At 58.4% G+C, this 19,002-nt stretch carries 12 protein-coding genes and 1 pseudogene; 5 read left to right on the forward strand and 8 right to left on the reverse strand.

The features are described from left to right. The 4 genes and pseudogenes from ACF8AM_RS18410 to ACF8AM_RS18425 form a co-directional block, all read right to left on the reverse strand. Positions 1 to 2,317, reverse strand: a pseudogene (locus ACF8AM_RS18410) (hypothetical protein); the annotation flags it as partial. Between the two features lie 257 nt (positions 2,318 to 2,574). Beyond that, positions 2,575 to 3,786, reverse strand: coding sequence for a DUF1559 domain-containing protein (locus ACF8AM_RS18415; protein ID WP_392557052.1), 1,212 nt, complete (start codon positions 3,784 to 3,786; stop codon positions 2,575 to 2,577). A 679-nt stretch (positions 3,787 to 4,465) separates the two neighbouring features. Next, positions 4,466 to 6,061, reverse strand: a complete 1,596-nt coding sequence (locus tag ACF8AM_RS18420) for an aldehyde dehydrogenase (NADP(+)) (RefSeq protein WP_392557053.1) — start codon at positions 6,059 to 6,061, stop codon at positions 4,466 to 4,468. Positions 6,062 to 6,205: 144 nt separating this feature from the next. Next, positions 6,206 to 6,553 (reverse strand): ArsR/SmtB family transcription factor, encoded by a 348-nt coding sequence (locus tag ACF8AM_RS18425; RefSeq protein WP_392557054.1) that lies wholly within the window; start codon positions 6,551 to 6,553, stop codon positions 6,206 to 6,208. Positions 6,554 to 6,639: 86 nt separating this feature from the next. Between ACF8AM_RS18425 and ACF8AM_RS18430 the strand changes: the two genes are divergently transcribed. After that, a complete protein-coding gene (locus ACF8AM_RS18430) occupies positions 6,640 to 8,322 on the forward strand; it encodes an FAD-dependent oxidoreductase (protein WP_392557055.1) in 1,683 nt (560 codons plus the stop codon). 25 nt (positions 8,323 to 8,347) lie between these two features. Here ACF8AM_RS18430 and ACF8AM_RS18435 read toward each other — a convergent pair whose 3' ends face one another. Then, positions 8,348 to 9,547 carry an NAD(P)/FAD-dependent oxidoreductase gene (locus ACF8AM_RS18435; protein WP_392557061.1) on the reverse strand — a complete coding sequence of 400 codons (1,200 nt, stop codon included), beginning with the start codon at positions 9,545 to 9,547 and terminating at the stop codon, positions 8,348 to 8,350. Positions 9,548 to 9,565: 18 nt separating this feature from the next. Continuing rightward, positions 9,566 to 10,321, reverse strand: coding sequence for a TIGR04282 family arsenosugar biosynthesis glycosyltransferase (locus ACF8AM_RS18440; protein ID WP_392557056.1), 756 nt, complete (start codon positions 10,319 to 10,321; stop codon positions 9,566 to 9,568). A gap of 261 nt (positions 10,322 to 10,582) precedes the next feature. On the opposite strand from ACF8AM_RS18440, the gene ACF8AM_RS18445 reads away from it, so the two are divergent. Genes ACF8AM_RS18445 through ACF8AM_RS18455 form a run of 3 tightly spaced genes read left to right on the forward strand, consistent with a single transcriptional unit; the run spans position 10,583 to position 14,796 of the window. Next, a complete protein-coding gene (locus tag ACF8AM_RS18445) occupies positions 10,583 to 12,115 on the forward strand; it encodes a serine/threonine protein kinase (protein ID WP_392557057.1) in 1,533 nt (510 codons plus the stop codon). Then, positions 12,112 to 13,338 (forward strand): 1-acyl-sn-glycerol-3-phosphate acyltransferase, encoded by a 1,227-nt coding sequence (locus ACF8AM_RS18450; RefSeq protein WP_392557058.1) that lies wholly within the window; start codon positions 12,112 to 12,114, stop codon positions 13,336 to 13,338. The genes ACF8AM_RS18445 and ACF8AM_RS18450 overlap by 4 nt, the downstream gene beginning before the upstream one ends. Positions 13,339 to 13,371: 33 nt before the next feature. Then, the gene (locus ACF8AM_RS18455) at positions 13,372 to 14,796 is read left to right on the forward strand and encodes a cytochrome c (RefSeq protein ID WP_392557059.1); all 1,425 of its coding nucleotides are present in this window, start codon (positions 13,372 to 13,374) and stop codon (positions 14,794 to 14,796) included. A 335-nt stretch (positions 14,797 to 15,131) separates the two neighbouring features. Here the strand turns inward: ACF8AM_RS18455 and ACF8AM_RS18460 are convergent, their stop codons facing one another. Then, entirely contained in the window at positions 15,132 to 16,919 is a 1,788-nt protein-coding gene (locus tag ACF8AM_RS18460) for an aspartate kinase (RefSeq protein ID WP_392557062.1), read from the reverse strand. Positions 16,920 to 16,989: 70 nt separating this feature from the next. After that, positions 16,990 to 18,231 carry a cofactor-independent phosphoglycerate mutase gene (locus ACF8AM_RS18465; protein ID WP_392557060.1) on the reverse strand — a complete coding sequence of 414 codons (1,242 nt, stop codon included), beginning with the start codon at positions 18,229 to 18,231 and terminating at the stop codon, positions 16,990 to 16,992. Positions 18,232 to 18,663: 432 nt separating this feature from the next. Here ACF8AM_RS18465 and ACF8AM_RS18470 point away from each other — a divergent pair. Further along, on the forward strand, positions 18,664 to 19,002 hold a 339-nt coding region (locus ACF8AM_RS18470), incomplete at its 3' end, for an acyltransferase family protein (protein WP_392557063.1).

A 19,002-nucleotide genomic window follows, 5' to 3' on the forward strand; every position in this document is an offset into this window, starting at 1 on the left:
AACCGGGCGATTCGAGGCCACTGGGTGAGAGCGAAAACAAAGCGACCCCACCCAAGGCCGCGGCTGATAGACACGCCATCACTCCCGCCGATGAAGCGTGACGTCGCATCGACTGCTCAGCGGTTTGTGAGAGGAAACTGAATCGCTCGAGAAGGTTGGTTTCTTCGCCGGAGGATTGTTCGCCGCAGTTCGATTGACGGTGAAGCAAGATTTTCGCGAGACCGGCGGCAACCATCAACGACACCGTGACCGCCAGTCCGACCCATGGAGACAACGTGAAATCGGCGTGAGGCCGACTGTCTGTCCAGGTCAGCAGTCCCAGCACGGAAGTCCAGAACGCAGCCAAGATCACAGGTGTTGCCAGTGAGGCTCGTGAATCTTTGAAGGTTCCGAGGATGCATCCGAGTGCCGAAACACCGAGCACCACATCGACCACCATCGGTGGCACCTGGCCCAGCCAAGTTGCTGGGGCGAAGCTGAGCACCAGTGCTTGGACGAATGCGAGTCCGCCCCACACGCAGGCGGCGAACCAGCTCGACACGGCCCATTCGCGATCCCAAGATTTGCCTTTCGTGATTTGGCTCAGGGCGAAGCCGACTCCACCGAGCAACGCGGCAATGCCAAGCGAAGTGACCATCGGTTCGCCACCCAAGATCAATCGCCATAGCGGCAAGTCGCCCCAGGTCGCATCGCTCATCCAAACGGGAGACGAGAGCATCGCGGCGATCCCCAGCGGCAAGGTCGCACCGACAACGCGAGAAGGTTGCCGCAGTGCGATGTTGGCCGCGAGCCATGAGGCCGTGGCCACGACCGCATGCATCCACATCCAATCCAACCTGCGAAGCGAAGCGGGCAGGATCGCCAAGACGGCACCCATCGATAGCAGCGTCAGGACGGTCGCGATCAAATTCGAATTCGTCATCCAGCCACGTTTGCCCGACAGCAAATCTGTTTGACCGCGAAGCTTGGTCGAGTCGTTGTGGCAACTCGACGCAATCGCGATCCAAAACGGAATCGATGCGATCGCGATTTGAATCCAAGCCGTCTGCACTGCGAATTGGTTCTCGAAGTTGCTGAACAGAAACGCGGCGTAGACAAGGACGCTGGCCATCGAAGAAGCGGCGATGCCGAGCGACAGCCAACGATTCTTCCAATGCCTTCGACCGCCAACTGAATCAGTCTGTTCACACGAATTCAGGCGTGTGCGTCGTTGACGTTGCGGCCAAAGAATCGCCGCGGCGACACAGATCGCAGGAATCAAAACCGCAAATCCAGCGTTGGAGCTGAGCAGGCGTGCGGCGGTGGGAAGCAACGGCAATGCCAGCGTTGGTGCGATGACGCTGGCCGTCATCGGCAGTGCATCGGCGCGACCCACCAAGCTGCGAGAGGATTGAAGCAGCAGCCAGCCGCAACCGGCCAATCCGGCCACGATCGTGCCCAGCGTCGCGGGATCGGAGAGCGTGACCGAATCCAGTCCCGCGCCTGCCGCGGCCATTCCCGCCAGCACGCACAAGGGAACCAGCAGCGTCGCGATGATCAAAACCGCGCGGCTGGTGTGCCGCAGTTTCCATCGCCGAACTGTGTACAAACCGGCCGCGAAGATTGCGGCGTCGGCCGACATGAAAATCAACGACGGGACGACACGGTGGGCCGACGTCAATGTGTTCCAAAGACTGACGACCAAACCGATCGAGCAGACCACGACCAGCAATCCAGCGACCAGTTCACCCCAACGAATGTTGTTGCGAGCCAGGAACGAAGTGATGACTTCCGACAGCGCTCGCTTGGGCGTGCTTGGGGCCGGAGGTTCGTAGAGGACTTCGGCGGTGACCGCTTCTGCAACAACGGGTTCCGCAAAGACGGGTTCCGCAATGAACGGGACGACTTCGGTTGACGGTGCTTCGGCGAGAGCGGCGGGCGCGATTGGGGGTTGAGGTGTTTCCGGAGCGGGCAACGTCGGTTCGGCAGTTGGCTTGGGGGCCAGCGTATCTGGAATGGTTGCTAATTTTTGGGCGGACGCTCTCAATCGGTCGGCGGTCTGGGGATCGACTTGGTCGGTGGCGGTCAGCGCCTCCATCATTCGTGAAAACGCAGCCAGGTCGGCGGAGGCCGATGGTGGGGCATCGGGTGCTGTCGCGTCGGACTGGCTTTGGGTGGGGACGCGTTGTGATCCAGGCGTTTTGGCTCCAGGCGATGGCGGGTAGAGCGTTTGAGGGGCGAACACCAGTCGAAAGATGGTCGCGAAGACGACCCAGGTCAGGTGCCCAACCAAAGTGATGATCAGCCACCCGATCGCGATGAAAAACAGCACTTCCATCATGGAAACCGCAGGGAAAAAGCAAGCAAAGGACCAAACTGGCCATGGCCGGAACCGACCAATCTAGGCCAAGTGATCCCCCACTAGAGACCGCGGAGAGGCAAATGTTTCGGGCTGGTGCGATTTTTCTGCCGAGGTGGCTGGTGCGGAGACGCGAGGCCGCTTGCGAATCGCACGAAAAAAGCCACACCGATTCAAAATCGATGTGGCTTCAGCATGCAGAGTTGACGGTTGGCGAATCGGGGTCGCCAATCCGATCAGAGTGCGGCTTCGTTGGCTCGGGTTTCGCCGGAAGCGGCGGTGCCCATGGCACCCCAGACGCCAAACGGGCTTTCCACGCCAGCAGGGTGGCCGACTCCAGGGGAGAATGTGGTCACGGTGGTGTTGGTGTCCATGCCCTCGGTCGAGGCGTTGATCGAGTCGGTGATGAATTTGACCGAACCGTCGGTCATCAACACGTGAGCTCCGCCTTGGTGACGGCTGGTGACGCTGTAGACGCCTCCGGTCCAGTCCGATCCAGGACCGGTGCTGTAGGTGCAGCTCACGCTGTTGGGGCCCAGGATTGTGTTGATCGCTGAATTGCAACTCACCGAGTCGGTCCACCAGCGACCGCGGTTGGATTGTCCACCATAGCTGCCATATCCAATCAATTCGACACCGGTGGCATAGAACTGAGGGCGTTCCGGATCAACGGTGTTCTTGCACTGTTCTAAGTCGGTTTGAAAGTCTTGGCTTCCAAAGACGGCGGCTGTACCGATGATCGCACGGTCGTCGAGGAAGTTGGCCATCTCACCCATGATGATGGTTTGGCTGGTGCCGTCCAGGCAATCGCGGAATTTCTTTTTCTTGTTCCATTTCCACATGCCACGCCAAACGCTCGAGTCACCTGCCCACTCATATCCAGGGTCAGATCGTTGTTCGCCGTCGAACCAATAGAAGGTGATGTAGCGGGCCGCGTCGCCATAGCAGAATGCATAGTTCGTTCGGCCAATGGTTTCGCCTTCGGCAGGGTCGGATGGGCAACGCAGTGTTGGGATTTGGAATCGGTTGGGGGTGTAGTCAGAACTCCAAGGGAACCCACCGAACTCAACGTAGGTTGTTCCGCTGTCGCTGGTATGAGGATTGGAGATCATCTCCCAAATGGCTTGTTGTTCCATGAAGGGGGTCATGGCGACCGTCGGCCCCAGGCCGCGCCACTGGGTTTGGGTGGCGACGCGACTATATGGAAATGTGTTGTAGGCGGCATGGTAGTTGTGCAGTGCCAACCCGAGTTGTTTGAAATTGTTGCTGCAGCTCATGCGTCGGGCGGCTTCGCGAGCGGCCTGGACAGCGGGGAGCAACAAACCGACCAAGACGCCGATGATCGCAATCACGACCAGAAGTTCGACGAGCGTGAAGGCAGAACGAGTCTTATGACTCGGGGCTGGTTTTGGGCGTGTTTGCCCAAGCGGTGAATGTGTAACGGACATTGATGCACCTGAAAGAAGTGTGGCCGTAGGACCACGAGGGAGTTCGGATAGTAGGAATGTTCAGGATCCTCATCGTACGGGTGTACTGAAGTGTTTCCTGAATGGTTTGGGATTCCGCCTCTCCCTGTTGAATGCAATTCGGTTGCAAACCTTTTGTTGCCTACCGATTCATCGTTGTTGGCTGATCGGCTCGGGGCCTTATCTTGTCGGCCGTTTGTCAACTGCCGCGTTGGCTCCGCCCATGATTTCTTCGACGGAGGCTTGGTCTGCATCCTCCTCCAGGGGAAGGAGTTCCGTTTCGGAACTGCTGCATCCAGTCAAGGCTGTTAGAAGGAGGCCTGCGGCCAACCATTTGCCCATTTGACTCATAGGTTCTGTCATCATTGCGTTCTGCGAGGTAATGAAACCGTACGGCCAGGGAGAGCTGGATGATTTCCAATCGCTCTTTCACCTGGCCACTGCAATGACCATAGGCACTTTTGAAGGAATGCCAAATCCTGAACGCAATGTTTCCGATGCCCGCGCTGTCAAAGTCGATGGATTTGACTCGCGGGGGGCATCGGCAACTGAAAGCAGACATCCAAAATGTCCCAATGAAGGGCGTGGTTTTGAACGCTGGTTTTTTCAGGTTTTTTTTGAAGATTTCGGAAGAAAAATGCCAAGAGTTCGACTGAAAACACTAAGCAACTGCGTCTTGAGTCCAGACTCCATCCACCAATCGCCACGTTTCTGGTGTGGGTGGGGTTGATTGCAGCAAGGCTGGCAAGCGGGAGTCTTGAAGATTGTCATAGCTGGTGAGTTTGCCAAACCGGATCAGCGAACCGGGAACTCCAACCGCTGTGAATCCTGGGTGGCCGGTCGCAGGGTAAGGACCGCCATGGTTCATCGCAGCGCTGACGGCGACACCCGTTGGCATTTTGTCATTGAGGATGCGACCCACTTTGGGTTCCAACTCAAACGCTACTTGGGCGTAAGTGTTCTCATCGTCACCTTGGGTGGCCGAGTAGATGCATCCGGTCAAGTTGCCTTCCAGGTGGCGGATCGCATCGCAGAGTTGTTGAATGTCGTCGGAGACCACGATCAGTGATGCATTTCCAAAGGCTTCGGTTTGGAAACCCTCGGGATTGGCCAGGAAGGCTTCGCCGCTGGTTTTCAGCAAGGTGTTGGCGATGGCACAGCGATCGGTTTCTGGTTCTCCACCGCCGACCAGGAGCTCTGCGCCGAAGCCGGTGAGAGCCTGAATGCTTTTGCCGAGCGACGATGCCACGGCGGGTGAAAGCAGTGTTCCAGCAGGTGTGGTGGAGAAACGATCCTTCACAGCGGCGATGAATTTGTCGGTGGCTTCGCCTTTGACCAGCATCACCATGCCCGGGTTGGTGCAGAATTGCCCGGTGCCCATCAAGACGCTGGTGATGAATTCGTCGACGATCGCATCCCCGCGTTCTTCGAGTGCGGCGGGGGTGATGACCACCGGATTGACGCTGGACAGTTCCAGGTAGATCGGTTTGCCGGCTTTGTCAGCGGCGGCTTTGAGGGTCAGCCCAGCGCCACGACTGCCGGTGTAGCCGGTCGCTCCGACGCGTGGATCGGAAACCAGTTTTTCGCCATCCGCGTGGCTGGTTCGGTAGATCAACTGCACGGTCGCGGCAGGCAGGCCGGACTCGTTGAGGGCTTCAAGTGCCAATTCGGCGAACAATCGAGTGGTGTCAGGATGCGAGCTGTTGGCTTTGCCGATCACCGGGTTGCCGGCGGCGATGGCCGCAGCGAAATCGCCACCGGAAACGCTGCCGAAAGCAAAGGGGAAATTGTTGGGGCCAAACACGCAGACGGGACCCAGTGGGCCATAGCACGAGCGAATGCCCGCTTGGGTGTCGATGGTGGGCATGGCCCAGTTGCCCGTTCGGCAAGCTTTCGCGGCGGCTCGCAGTTGGTTGCTGGTTCGGGGCAGTTCAACATCAGCCAATCGGGGAGAACGTGCCAAGCCGGTTTCCGCGAAGGCGGTTTCGACCAACTGATCCTTGGCGGCCTCGATCTTGTCCGCGTACGCTTCCATGAAGTCGGCGATTTTGGCGGGGCCCAGTTTGCGAAGTTCCGTGGCAGCTTCCACTGCGGCATCGAGTGCCTCGTCGCAGTCTTTCCAACTGCTGACAGGGAACGTGGCGGCCAGCTTTTCGTTGCGATTGGGGTCGGTCGCTTGGAAGGTCGACTCGGTGTTGGCTTCACGCCAGGTTCCAGCGATCAAAACAGGGTGAGTGGCGGGAGAAGCGATGGACATAGCAGGCAATCTTTCTGCGTTGGGGTGCACGGACGCGAAGGAACTCAATGGAGTTCGCCCTTATCGTCAATCATTCGCCGAGTTGTCTCAAGCGGTCGCGTTTCGGTTCTCGTCGATCAAACCCCACGCCCCGATTCCGGTGAATCAATCGTCCGCTAAAAAACGCGATTCCACGCAAGCCATCAATTGGCTCAGGTGAGGTTCGACGACTTGGTAGTAAACGCGACGGCCTTCGCGTTCGCTGTCCAAGAAACCACATCGCTGCAGCAATCGAAGGTGCTCCGACGCCAGGTTGTCAGCGATCTCACAATCCGCGGCGATTTCTCCCACGGTGTAACGGCTGTGCAGAAGCAACTGCACGATCCGCAATCGGACCGGGTGAGCCAGCGTTTTCAAGCATTCAGCGGCTTCGGCGAACGCGTGCACGTCACCGGCCGGTTTGGTGGGAGCTTCTGAGGCACGTTTGCGAGAGCGTGATTTTGATGCGGCCATGGCGGTGGAACTGTTGCACAGAAGAGGGGGATTCGATATTTGTGTGTCGTGATGTTACGAGGTAACGACTGAAAAAGGATAGCTTAATGTCGGCTGAATCAAATGCACCTGTTCGCTTGGTCATCGTTGGCGGTGTCGCCGGAGGTGCTTCGGCAGCCACTCGGGCTCGGCGAATGAACGAGAACGCCGAGATCATTTTGTTTGAAAAAGACGAGGATGTCTCGTTTGCCAATTGTGGGTTGCCCTACCACATTGGACAGGAAATCGAGAACCGTGACGCATTGGTGGTCGCATCGCCTGATTTTCTGCGACGGCGGTTCCGGCTGGATGTGAGAACGCGAGAAGAAGTCGTTTCGATTGACCGTGCCAATCAAACGGTGACTGTGCGTCGTCACGCCGCGACAGCCGAACAAGACGAAACTTACTTGGTGCCCTACGACAAATTGATTTTGGCTCCGGGGGCAGCACCGATCGTGCCGGATCTTCCCGGCGTGGACGCTGACAACGTGTTGACCCTGCGCAATTTGGTCGACATGGACCGGATCAAGGCTCGTGTGGATTCGGGGGCGGTCCGGCGGGCGGTGGTCGTCGGGGCAGGCTACATCGGATTGGAAATGGTCGAGCAGTTGCGGCGGCGTGGCGTGGCGGTCGACTTGGTGGAACTGCGCGATCAAGTGTTGCCGTTGCTCGATCACGAAATGGCTCGTCCGATCGAGGACGCTTTGCACCGAAACAATGTTGGCGTTCACCTGGGGGTTGGGCTGCAGTCGATTGCCTGTGACGGTGAGACCGCCACGTCCGTGTGCCTGAGCGACGGAACCGAACTGGCAACGGAATTGGTGATCCTTGGCATCGGAGTGCGACCCAACACTGGTTTGGCGAGTGACGCTGGGCTGGACATCGGTGGCACAGGTGGGATCGCGGTGGACGAGTTCTCTCGCACCAGCGACCCTCGTGTCTATGCGGTGGGCGACGTGTCGGAGCCCGTGTTTGGTCCGCTTGGGACACCGATGCGAGTGCCCTTGGCGGGACCTGCCAACCGGTCGGGACGCTTGGCGGGCGAGCATGCGGTGACGGGAACATCCGCTGCTGCGACGCCCGTGTGGGGGACCAGTGTTGTGCGAGTGTTTGATGTCTCGGTCGGGATGACCGGTTTAACGCGAGCTGCTGCCGAGCGATTCGGGAAGGATGCGACCAGCGTGACAATCGTTGCCAAGCATCACGCGGGATACTTTCCCGGAGCCGAAATGATGACGCTGAAACTGGTGTATGAACCGGGCACGGGCAAGGTCATGGGGGCGCAGTGCGTTGGCGGTGAAGGCATCGACAAACGCATCGACGTCATTGCCACGGCAATGCACTTCGGCGGAACGGTTCGCGATTTGGCGGGATTGGATTTGGCGTACGCGCCGCCGTTCGGTTCGGCCAAGGATCCGGTTCACATGGCTGGTTTTGCAGCCTGCAATGAACTGGATGGGATCGAAACGTTTCGTGATTCGGACGCTTCGCTTGACGATGTTCAAGTGGTCGACGTACGTGGTGCCACTGAGATTGAGAAGGCACCGTTGCAGCAAGCGTCCGGCACGATCCATATTCCGGTTGACGAGCTTCGAGATCGCTTGGACGAGTTGGATCGCAATCGTCCCACGGTGGTCAGTTGTGCGGTGGGAGTCCGCGGTCACATCGCCGCTCGGATTCTGCGGCAGAACGGTTTCGAGGTCCAGAACCTTTCCGGTGGGGCGACCGTTCGCAACCGGAGTTTCGGGTGAATGAATCGCGACGCGGCACCAGAGGTCATCGCGGTGTCGTTTGCTGTTTTCCGACAGAGAAGTCCGTCAGTTCCATGAACGACGGTTTGCCCTCGATGGCATCGGCCATGGCGACGGCGGTTCCGCAGGCCAGGTGGATGCCGCTGCGATAGTGCCCACCGGCGACGAACAGTCGCGTTTGATCCGGCACGCGGCCAATCATGGGGAATCCGTCAAAGGTCATCGGCCGATGGCCCGACCAGTCGGAGACGACGCTTGCTGCTTCCAGTTCCGGGCAAACTCGATTCGCGAAGTGCCGCAGTCCTTGAATGACATCGTCGGTGGTTCCCGGTTCCATGCCCACTTCTTCTTCGCAGGAACCGACCAACACGTTCCCGTCCCCGCGCGAAACCAAGTAGCGATTGCCAACGTTGAGAACGATTGGGTCGGTGAACGTTTCGCTGTTGAGCAATAGGATCTGACCACGAATTGGAATCACGGCAGAATCCAACCGAGCCTCAGGGAAGATGGTTCCCATCGAGGCGCCGCCGCAGAGCACCGTGCGATCGCTTTTCAGCAGATGCTCCGTCGCGTCTCGCGATTGAATGGTTGCGGAACAGCCCGCTTCACTGGTGGCAATGTTGAGCAGTTTGTTGTGGGGAAGCAGCGTCACGCCCTGGCTTTGACAAGCGGTCGCCAGAGCCGTCAGCAACCGAGGCGGGCGGATTTGGTATTCATCGGGCGTCCACCAAGCCGCGCTGTCGGGATGCGATTGGATCCACGGGTTGGTTTTCACCCACGTTTTCAGTCGCGGTTGTCGACGCAGCAGTTCGGTCTTGTCGATGCGCTCGCATTCCACCGCGAGGTCCGCCCAGTAGGACATCATGCCGGTCAACGCGGAGGCTTCGCCCACGGTTTCGGCCAAGTACAACCCGCCACAGCGAATCAGTCCAGGATCGATGCCTGTTTCATCCAACAGTTGTTGGCACCACAGCGGCCACAGCGTGTGGCTGAACCCGCGCAGGCGATCGATTGGGTCGGTCGCGCGATCGAAGTTGGCGGGCGGCAATATTCCTGCGGCGGCCCAGGAGGTTCCGTGAGCGATTGGGCCTTGGTCGATCACCGTCACTTTTTCGCCGCGGCGGACGAGTTCCCAGGCAATGGAGAGGCCGATCACGCCGCCTCCGACGATCAACGTTCCGGTGGACTGGCGGTCAGCAGGGGCGTCGCTCGACGCGGAATGGATGGTAGACAAGTCAGATCGCTAGCTGGAAAGGATGCGGTGAAGGTCTCGTGCGAGGTCAATGTGGGCGGTGGGGACACCTGCATTGTCGGCCGCATGTTCGATTTGATGAAGGAGGGCAGTCAAATCTTCTTCCGTGTCGATATCCGACCGGACCGGCAGCCTGCCAATCCGCAGCCCAATCGACTCCGCCGCGGCAAGGGTGCGTTCGAATACCTCGTCGGTGCTCCACGGAATGTCGGTCCATAAAGTGTCGAAGACGCGAGGGTCGAGAGGACCGGATAGCCCGATCAGGTAGTAGCCACCGTCCTTGGCCGGGCCCAGCACGAGATCGTGCTCGCGAAAGAGTCGATCGGCCTCGTTGAGTTCTTCGGAAGTCAGCAGAGGGCAATCCGCCCCGATCAAAATTGCGTGGGTGCGGGGCAGGGCAGGGCGGTCAGGGAATTGGTTGGCGAACCAGCGTCGCATTCGGTCGCCCAGATTTCCATCACCCTGGTCGACGAGCTGCCAATCGGTCGGTGTGGCTTGGGGGCGGTGCGAAATCGATTCGAATGGCGTGACGACCCAGTGCCGTTCATCACCCCAGCCACGGAGTTCGCGGAAGAGTTGGTCCAGGAATCGTTGGTGAATCTGGGCCGCTTGGTCCAACCCGATCGTGGCGCCCAACCGAGTTTTGACGCTCCCTTGGGCCGCGACTTTGGCCATCACGCCAAGTTTGCGGACGGTCGGTTTTCGAGCGTCACGGGAGGAGGCGAATGAGGTTGGAGGTTGGGGCATGAAATTTGATCAAAAAGAGTCTGGAAACGAGCTCGCTCGAGAACACTCCGCGATGGCGGATTCGTTTACAATTCCGCCCACCGCGTTTGGCAATCCAGCAATTTCGTTCTGCCAGACGTGAGTTTTTGGTTAAACTTGATTGAGGGTGCGGCAGCACGCGGATACCTTCCCCGCGTCACCAAGCCTCCTTTGTCACGCGTCTCTCCATTCGGGATGTTCACCAACGGACCTGTCTTCTAGCGGGATATTCTTCCACACACCATGGCTTCGATCACGTCGGAACGATTTGTTGAGATGGTTGCACGAAGCAACTTGGTCGACGAAGCCACGCAGAAACGGTTCCTGAAAAAGGTTCGCGAGAAGTGTGAGGGCGGTTTGCCGGCCAGTTCGAAGAAGCTGGCCATGGCGTACAAAAAAGCAGGCCTGCTCACTGATTGGCACATCGAGAAACTGTTCACCGGGAAGTACAAAGGCTTTTTCCTCGGCAAATACAAACTGCTCGGTCACATCGGATCGGGCGGGATGAGCAGCGTCTATTTGGCTGAGCACACCGGTTTGGGGGACAAGCGAGCGATCAAGGTGCTGCCCAAGAAACGGGTCGACGATGCCTCTTATCTGGCTCGTTTCAAACTGGAAGCGAAAGCGATTGCATCGCTCAATCACCCCAACATCGTGTTGGCGCACGACATTGATAACGACGGTGATGTTCACTACATCGTGATGGAATATGTTGATGGCGTGGACTTGCAGGTGCTGGTCCGACGGGACGGGCCGCTTGATTTTTCCACGGCCGCGGAACTTGTCTCGCAAGCTGCCCGTGGTTTGGCCCACGCTCATGATCGCGGTGTGGTGCATCGCGATGTCAAACCGGCCAACTTATTGATTGACAGCGATGGCCGAGTGCGATTGTTGGACATGGGATTGGCCTTGGTCACGAAGACGGGCGACGATGAATCGTTGACCGTTGCCAACAACGAGAATGTTCTCGGCACGGCTGACTACTTGGCGCCCGAGCAAGCGCTGAACAGTCATACGGTCGACCACCGAGTCGATATTTATGGTCTCGGCTGCACGTTGTATTTCCTGCTGACCGGTCGACCTCCGTTTGCGGAAGGCACCTTGGCCCAGCGGATTGCCAAGCACCAGAACGAGATGCCCAAAGCGATTCGCGAATTGCGGTCGGAGTGCCCTGGCGAACTGGAAGGCATCGTGGTGAAGATGATCCAAAAGGATCCTCGCTACCGCTATCAAACCGCCACCGACGTTGCCGAGGTGCTCGAGAAGTTTGCAGCGGCGGTGCCCAAGGGCGAAGCGATTCGCGTCGGGTTGGGAGAAGGCCCCGATGAAGACAGCAGTCTGTCGTCGATGGATTTCGATAGCAGTTCGGGCTCGATGATCGCCCCATCCAATCAAGACACACTGACCAACAAGAACGATGATACGTTGGCGAGCAGTCGTTCCAATCTGATTCGCGAACAGAACCAAGCGGCCAGCGAAAGTGGTCGCTTGGTGAAGGTCGGTGCGATGGGAACGCCCGCCGACATGATGGAAGGAAGCTTTCTCGATCTGGAAGTGGAGTCCGGGTACAAGGGGCCAACGGGGCGGGCACCGAGTTCCGGAAGTCGGCGTGGTGTTGGATCGGGAATTGATCGCGGCAAAATGGCTGGCACTCGAAAGCAATCTGCTGACAACCGGAACAAGGGCATTGATCCGGTGTTGTTGGGGACTGTGGTGACGTCGCTGTTTGTGGCCGCGCTGGCCCTGGGATATTTCCTTGCGAAAGTGACGTCTTGACTGTCGTTCTTGATCGGCCCTATGAGTTCGTGCCGCCTTATCGCGGGAACCTCTGGCCCACCGCCATTCAAAGTTTTCGGTTGATCGATTGGCACCTCCGAAAAAAGGAGGCCGTGCTCGATTTCGATTGCCGCAATGCAGAGCGATTCACGGAATCGTTGCAGGCCGGGCATGGGATCCTGCTCGCTCCCAACCACTGTCGCTACGCAGACCCAATCGTGCTGGGATGGTTGGCTCGTGAGGTCCGCACGCATTTGTATGCAATGGCATCGTGGCACTTGTTCAACACCAACCGCTTTGAGCAATTTGCTCTCCGACGGATGGGCGCCTTCAGTGTTTTTCGTGAGGGAAATGATCGCAAAGCACTGGAAACCGCCATCGACATTTTGGTCAGTGGGGAGCGTCCGTTGGTGCTGTTTCCCGAAGGCACCACCAATCGAACCAACGATGTGTTGAAGCCTTTGCTCGACGGGGTTTCATTCATCGCTCGAGCCGCTGCGAAGAAGCGAGCCAAGCAACAGAGCGGGCAAGTCGTCATTCATCCGGTTGGTTTGAAGTACCTGTGTTTGGAAGACGCTCATGCCTGGGCCCACGAGCGGTTGGCGGTGTTGGAGCGAACGCTCAGTTGGTTGCCGGCGTCCGGTCCCGGAGACATCCACCATTTGGTGCAGCGTTTGTTTCGCGTTTCGCAGGCCTACTTGGCATTGAAAGAGATTGAGTTCACCGGTCATGCCTCGACTGGCGAACTCAGTCATCGACGCGATCGTTTGATGGAGCAATTGCTTCAGCAGTCCGAAGAGCGGTACGGGTTGCGGCCGAAGCCAACCGAGGATGTTCGGGAACGGGTGCGGAAGATCCGGGCGGCGGTTTCCAACACGTTTTTTGCGACTGAAGAAGCCTTGCGTGACCCTGCGACTTTTCGTCGCGATGCAGAACGCGCGGACTTAGCACAGTTTCTGCTCTCGTTTCCCGATGAGTATTTGACACCGGGGACAATCACCGACACTCGCATTGTGGAAACGATTCAACGCATCCAGGAGGCCATTTTTGGCAAGGCGAAGGAAACGATGCCGATGAAAGTGGTGATCGAAGTGGGGGATGCCATTCCGGTTCCCGCCGGGCGTCCACCTCGCGGCGAAGCGGACCCTGTGCTTTGCCAATTGCGGGATCAATTGCATACAATGGTGGGATCGCTGTCCCAAGAGGCCACCTTGTTGGCCTGAGTCATCTTTCACTCATCTCACGCCAACACGATCATGCCGTCCAAATTGCTTCGCAGTTCAAAGTCCGTCACTTCTTTGGCCGGGGCGTTCGCGATCGCCGCCGGGTCAGTGTTCATCGGCGGTTGCAGCGAGCCGAAACCGGTGGAGTTCGAGCCCAACCTCGTGCATGCGATGAAGTACGAGTTGAAAGAGGGCATCGAGATGGAACAAGCCTCGCAAGACGCGTTCTGGATCGTGACCGAGATGTTTGGGACACCAGAGAATCCCAAACTGCCGGAAGTCGCGATGGAAGATGAGGACTTCGCGACGTTGGTGTCACTTGACAACTTAGTGATGGCCTCGGGGCCTGCCGACGCAGAAGGCCGCGGGCTTTATCAAAAAAACTGTGCCATCTGTCACGGGATCAGTGGTGATGGACGCGGGTCGTCCTCCGCAATTTTGAATCCGTACCCTCGCGATTACCGCAAAGGTGTTTTCAAATTCAAATCGACCGAACGCGGCGAGAAGCCCACTCGAGAAGACTTGGCAACGCTGATCAAAAACGGCATCCAAGGCACCGCGATGGTCGCCTTGCCAAAACTGACCGACGAGCAAGTCGAGGCTCACATTGGCAAAGCGATCGATACGCTCAGCAGCGATGAGATCGAGGCGGTCAACGAAGAGGTGATCAACCAGCAAACCGAAGCGTTGACCGATTACGTGATCTATCTGTCCTGGCGCGGCGAATTGGAACGGACCCTGATCGACGACGCGATCTTTGAGTTGGATCTGGAAGGCGGCGATCGCATCATCAATCCCGCTCACCGGAATTCCACCGACGAAGAAGAGAAAGAATTGTTCGACGAAGGCTGGGAGATCGCCGAAGACTACGCGCTCGAAATTGCCGACGCATGGTTGGCCGCTCCCGATGCGATTGTCGAAGTCCCCGAACCGCCTGCGGACCTGCCTGTCGCTGACAATTACGAAGAATTCGTTGCGTTTCAAAATGGAGATCAAGCCGAGGCGTTGGCCGAATCAGTCAAGCGAGGCCAAGAGCTGTACTTGGGCAAAATCGCGTTGTGCAGCAAGTGTCACGGTGCGAAAGGGTTGGGCGATGGGCAAACAACCGACTTCGACGATTGGACCAAGGAATGGACGCTCGGCATTGGGATCAAGCCTGAAGATCGCGATAAGCTGATTCCGCTGCTGGCTCGTGGTGCGTTGCCGCCGATCAATGCGAAGCCACGCAACTTCACTACCGGGTTGTTTCATGGTGGCGGAACGGCTAGCGACCTTTACATTCGAATCACGCAAGGCATCGAGGGAACACCCATGCCCGCAGCCACCTACGTGGAAGGCGAATTCGAAGAGGACGACGTGTGGCACTTGATCAATTTCCTGCGTTCCTTGCAAACACCGCCGGAAGCAGAAGAAGAGTCCGCCGAAGAGGCAAAGCCAACCGAAGTCGCCGCTCGGTAGCGCGTAGGCCAGGTCCTACCTGGCTGGGTGAAATGCGAGTCCGTGATGCGCTCGCGAGCGAGTTTGAACCGCACGCCTTGGCCTCAGTCGCGGAGCGACGGCACTTGCATAGCCTTGGGTTTTTAACCCAAGGTCTCTTCGACGCCAAACGCGTCCAAGTCTCGGAGCGACGGTGTTTGGCAGTGAGTTCGGATCCACCTTTCGCCGCTTCGCCGCTTCGCGGCTTGGCGGCCGGTGACGGGGGCCCTGGACCTCGGGTTGAAACCCGAGGCTGTCGAATGTCACCGCTCCGTGGTTAGGAGACACCTTGGCCGTCGGGCATCTCACCGGCCACTCTAATGCAGGGCTTCAGCAAAGGCTTGTTTGAGCCTTGCTGCGGCGTCACCGGCTTGGTCGCTTTGGATGACCACGTTCACCTGCAGTTCACTGGTTGCGATCATTTCGACGTTGATTCCGGCGCTGGCCAATTGTTCGAACAGCACCGTGCCGACTTGCGTGTGGCTTCGCAATCCGATGCCGCTGACGCTGAGCTTGGTGATACCGGAAGCACCGCGAACGTCTCGCATTTCATGTTTGTCGCAGATCGCTCGGGCGACCTTTTCAGCTGTTTCGAGGTCGTTTTGTTCGACGGTCAAGCTGACACTGGTGCTGCCGTCTTCGCCGTCGTAGCCTTGCACGATCATGTCGATGAAGATGCCGGCTTCACCAATTTGTTCAAAGATATCGGCTGCCACGCCGACTTGATCGGGGACCCCGTCGAGTGTCACGCGAGCTTGCTTGGGAACGATGGAAATGTCAGTCAGTGTGAGCGCTTCCAAAGCGTCGTTTTGCAGTCGCGAGACGACGTCGGCGACATCGGCTTCTTTGGCATTGCTGGCTTTGATTTCGTTCCAAGTCTTGGCGTCGCTGGGACGTTGGTCCAACGAGAACGCTTCGTGCACCGCACGCAAGGCCGTGTTGGCTTGATCGCGAGGAACCAGGCAAGAGATTTTGATCTCGCTGGTGGTGATCATGTGGATGTTCACTTCGGCCTTGGCCAAGGCTTGGAACATGCTTGCCGCGACCGATTTTTGATGGGCCATTCCCAGCCCAACGACGCTGACTTTGGAGACTTGATCGTCATGGGTCACGCCATCGGCACCCAGTGAATCCAGGATTCCTTCAAGTGCAGCGAGAGTCTTTTTGAGTTCGCCACCGGCGACGGTGAACGACACGTCAGCCTTGCCAGACGTGCCGACGTTTTGAACGACCATGTCGACGGCGACTTTCTGCTCCGCGATCGCCGAAAAGATCTTCTGGCTCATGCCGGGAACATCCGGCACGCCCAACACGGTCACGCGAGCTTCGTCGCGGGTGAGCGCTGCGCCTGAGACGGGAGCGGTTTCCGATTCGGGTTGGGCGACGATCATCGTGCCGTCCTGGTCCGAGAAACTGCTGCGGACATGAATCGGGACCTCGAATTTCTTGGCGAATTCGATGGATCGTGAGTGCATCACGCCGGCGCCAAGGGATGCCAGTTCCAGCATTTCGTCGTAGCTGATCACGTCGACCCGACGGGCTTCGGCTAGCAGTCGTGGGTCCGTCGTGTACACGCCATCCACGTCGGTGTTGATCTCGCAAGCGTCCGCGCCCAGGACCGCGGCGAGTGCCACCGCGGTGGTGTCGCTTCCGCCTCGGCCAAGCGTAGTGATGTTTAAATCATCGTCGATGCCTTGGAAGCCCGCCGCGACGACGATGTTACCAGCGTCCAGCAAGCGTTCGATGCGGCCGGTGTCGATCGATTGAATCCGCGCCTTGCTGAAGCTGTTGTCGGTCTTCAGCCCGATTTGGCCGCCGGTCAAACTGACGGCTTTGGAACCCATGTTGTGGATCGCCATCGCGACCAGTGCCACGCTGACCTGTTCGCCTGTGCTGAGCAACATGTCCATTTCACGCGCTGGCGGTTCATCGCTGATTTGCGAAGCCAGATCCAACAATGTGTCGGTGTTTTTGCCCATCGCACTGACAACCATCACGACTCGGTGGCCGGCCTTTTGAGCGCGGATGGCCTTCCGTGCTGCGGCACGAATCTTTTCAGTGTCGGCAACCGACGTGCCGCCAAATTTTTGAACGATCAGGGACATGGAAGTGACGAAGCGAAACGAAAGGAAGGGGGAGGGGACTGGCAGTCCAGTTGTCATCGGGCTGGATCGATCAGCCTTTTTGAATGTAGGCGTCCATCATGGTCCAACCTGGATCGAACACCCATCCTGATGCGTTCGCAGAGACTTCGTCAAACGTCGTCGCTGAGTCGGCTTCGATGCCCGTGCCGGCCATGGTCAGAGGCACGGGGCCGTGCGTGTGTTTCTTGGTTCGGCAGAACGTGGGGTGATCGGGCAAGATCAACATGCGGTGTTCGTCGTGCTTGGAAAGAGCTTCCCAGAGCGGGGCGACGATATGCTGGTCGATTTGCTGTAGCGCTTCGATCTTGGCCTCAACATTGCCTTCGTGAGAGGCTTCGTCGGGGGCTTCGATGTGGACGCAGACGAAATCATAGTCCGCGAGGGCTTGGATTGCCGCTTCGCCTTTTCCGGCGTAGTTGGTGTCGAGGTACCCAGTGGCACCTTCGACTTCGATTCGTGGCCAACCGGCGAGGGCACCGATCCCGCGAAGCAAGTCGACGGCCGTGATCATCACGCCGCGAATTCCATAGCGTTCCTCAAACGTTGACAGCTGCGGCGCACCGCCGGAACTCCACAACCAAACGTGGGTCGCGACGTCTTTGCCGGCGGCTTTGCGAGCCACGTTGATGGGGTGCTTGGCCAGAATCTCCGCTGACGCGTTCATCAGATCGACCAAGATCTGGCTGCCGGGGCCACGCGGGAAATCATCGATCACGCTGAGGTCGGTCAAGTCGTGCGGGGCGCTCGATCGCGTCGCTTTGGTGAATGGCGACGGATGATCCGCGTCTCCGCGATACAGCATCAAGTTGCGATAGCTGACTCCGGGAACAAATTCCAATCGGCCGGCCAAGTCGGAATCGCTCAAAGGGCCGTTTTCGCCAAATAGTTCCTTCGACAAATCCGCCAGCAACGTGGTCGCTTCTTCGGTGCTGATGTGATCGGCGGTGAAGTCGATCATCGTCTGGTCGCGAATCGTGACCAGGTTGCATCGCACGGCGCAATCGTGCGGCCCCAATTCGATGCCTTGTGCGGCCGCTTCCAAGGGGGCTCGGCCGGTGAAGCACACGTTGGGGTCGTAACCCAGCAGGCACAGGTTGGCGATTTCGCTGCCCGCCGGGAAATCAATGGGCGTGTTGTCGGTCACGCCGACACGGCCCAGCGACGCGATTTTGTCCATCGCGGGCAGGTTGGCGGCTTGCAGCGGTGTGCGTCCGTTCAGCGGTTCGAGCGGTTCGTCGGCACAGCCGTCGGGGATGATCAGGACATATTTCATGGCGAAGGCTCCGCCTGGATGGTCGAAAGAATTGCGGCAGTTTCGTTGAACACTCGCGAAAACGAAAGGGCCCGACCAAAACGGATGTCGTGGGAACCCGCAAAATTGCCCCAGTCGTCGCCATCGTTGCTGTCCGAGCAATCCATCCAGACCGCCGCCAGGAAAGCGGACTTTCGCCAGCCGAACAAAAATCAGTGGTGAAGAGGGAGGGCGTGACCCATCCTTGAGAGGAAGTCGAGATCTCTCTCATTCCAAGTCCATTGGCTAGCGATGCATTCTGCCCCACCACCATCGGATTCCCAACCAGCCACGGGGGCTTTTCCCGGCCATTCTTCGGGAGGCTCCTGGGAACCCTCGTTCTCCCAAAATTCGTGGGAGCCTTCTGCCGAACCCGTGGCTCTTGCGGTCCGCAGTTCGGATGAGGTGCGCCAGTTGGCTCGCGCCGTTCGCAAGGGACGCGATGTGTCACAGGCCGTTCCACTGTCAGACCAGCCAACCCAAGACGCGGGCGAATCGAGTTCCCCTGATTCGGTGGAGTCTGCGTCGGCCCTGAAGCCACATCGCCGGATCCTGGAACTGGATGCTCTGCGTGCGATGGCGGCGATCAATTTGGTGCTGTTCCACTTCACGCATGTTTACGCCGTCAAGTTTGGCTTCTCCAGTCCGCTGGGCGGGGAATGGCCATACGGTGCCTACGGTGTCGAACTGTTCTTCATTCTCAGCGGTTTCGTCAACAGCATGTCGCTGATGCGTCGTGGCAAGCCAACGGAC

The organism is Rhodopirellula sp. JB055, assembly GCF_043100905.1.
GTDB lineage: Bacteria > Planctomycetota > Planctomycetia > Pirellulales > Pirellulaceae > Rhodopirellula.

Bases quoted from the DNA above. Each gene is read 5' to 3' on its own strand.
- ACF8AM_RS18415 (WP_392557052.1), bottom strand. From the start codon at position 3,786: ATGTCCGTTACACATTCACCGCTTGGGCAAACACGCCCAAAACCAGCC.
- ACF8AM_RS18420 (WP_392557053.1), bottom strand. From the start codon at position 6,061: ATGTCCATCGCTTCTCCCGCCACTCACCCTGTTTTGATCGCTGGAACC.
- ACF8AM_RS18425 (WP_392557054.1), bottom strand. From the start codon at position 6,553: ATGGCCGCATCAAAATCACGCTCTCGCAAACGTGCCTCAGAAGCTCCC.
- ACF8AM_RS18430 (WP_392557055.1), top strand. From the start codon at position 6,640: ATGTCGGCTGAATCAAATGCACCTGTTCGCTTGGTCATCGTTGGCGGT.
- ACF8AM_RS18440 (WP_392557056.1), bottom strand. From the start codon at position 10,321: ATGCCCCAACCTCCAACCTCATTCGCCTCCTCCCGTGACGCTCGAAAA.
- ACF8AM_RS18445 (WP_392557057.1), top strand. From the start codon at position 10,583: ATGGCTTCGATCACGTCGGAACGATTTGTTGAGATGGTTGCACGAAGC.
- ACF8AM_RS18455 (WP_392557059.1), top strand. From the start codon at position 13,372: ATGCCGTCCAAATTGCTTCGCAGTTCAAAGTCCGTCACTTCTTTGGCC.
- ACF8AM_RS18460 (WP_392557062.1), bottom strand. From the start codon at position 16,919: ATGTCCCTGATCGTTCAAAAATTTGGCGGCACGTCGGTTGCCGACACT.
- ACF8AM_RS18465 (WP_392557060.1), bottom strand. From the start codon at position 18,231: ATGAAATATGTCCTGATCATCCCCGACGGCTGTGCCGACGAACCGCTC.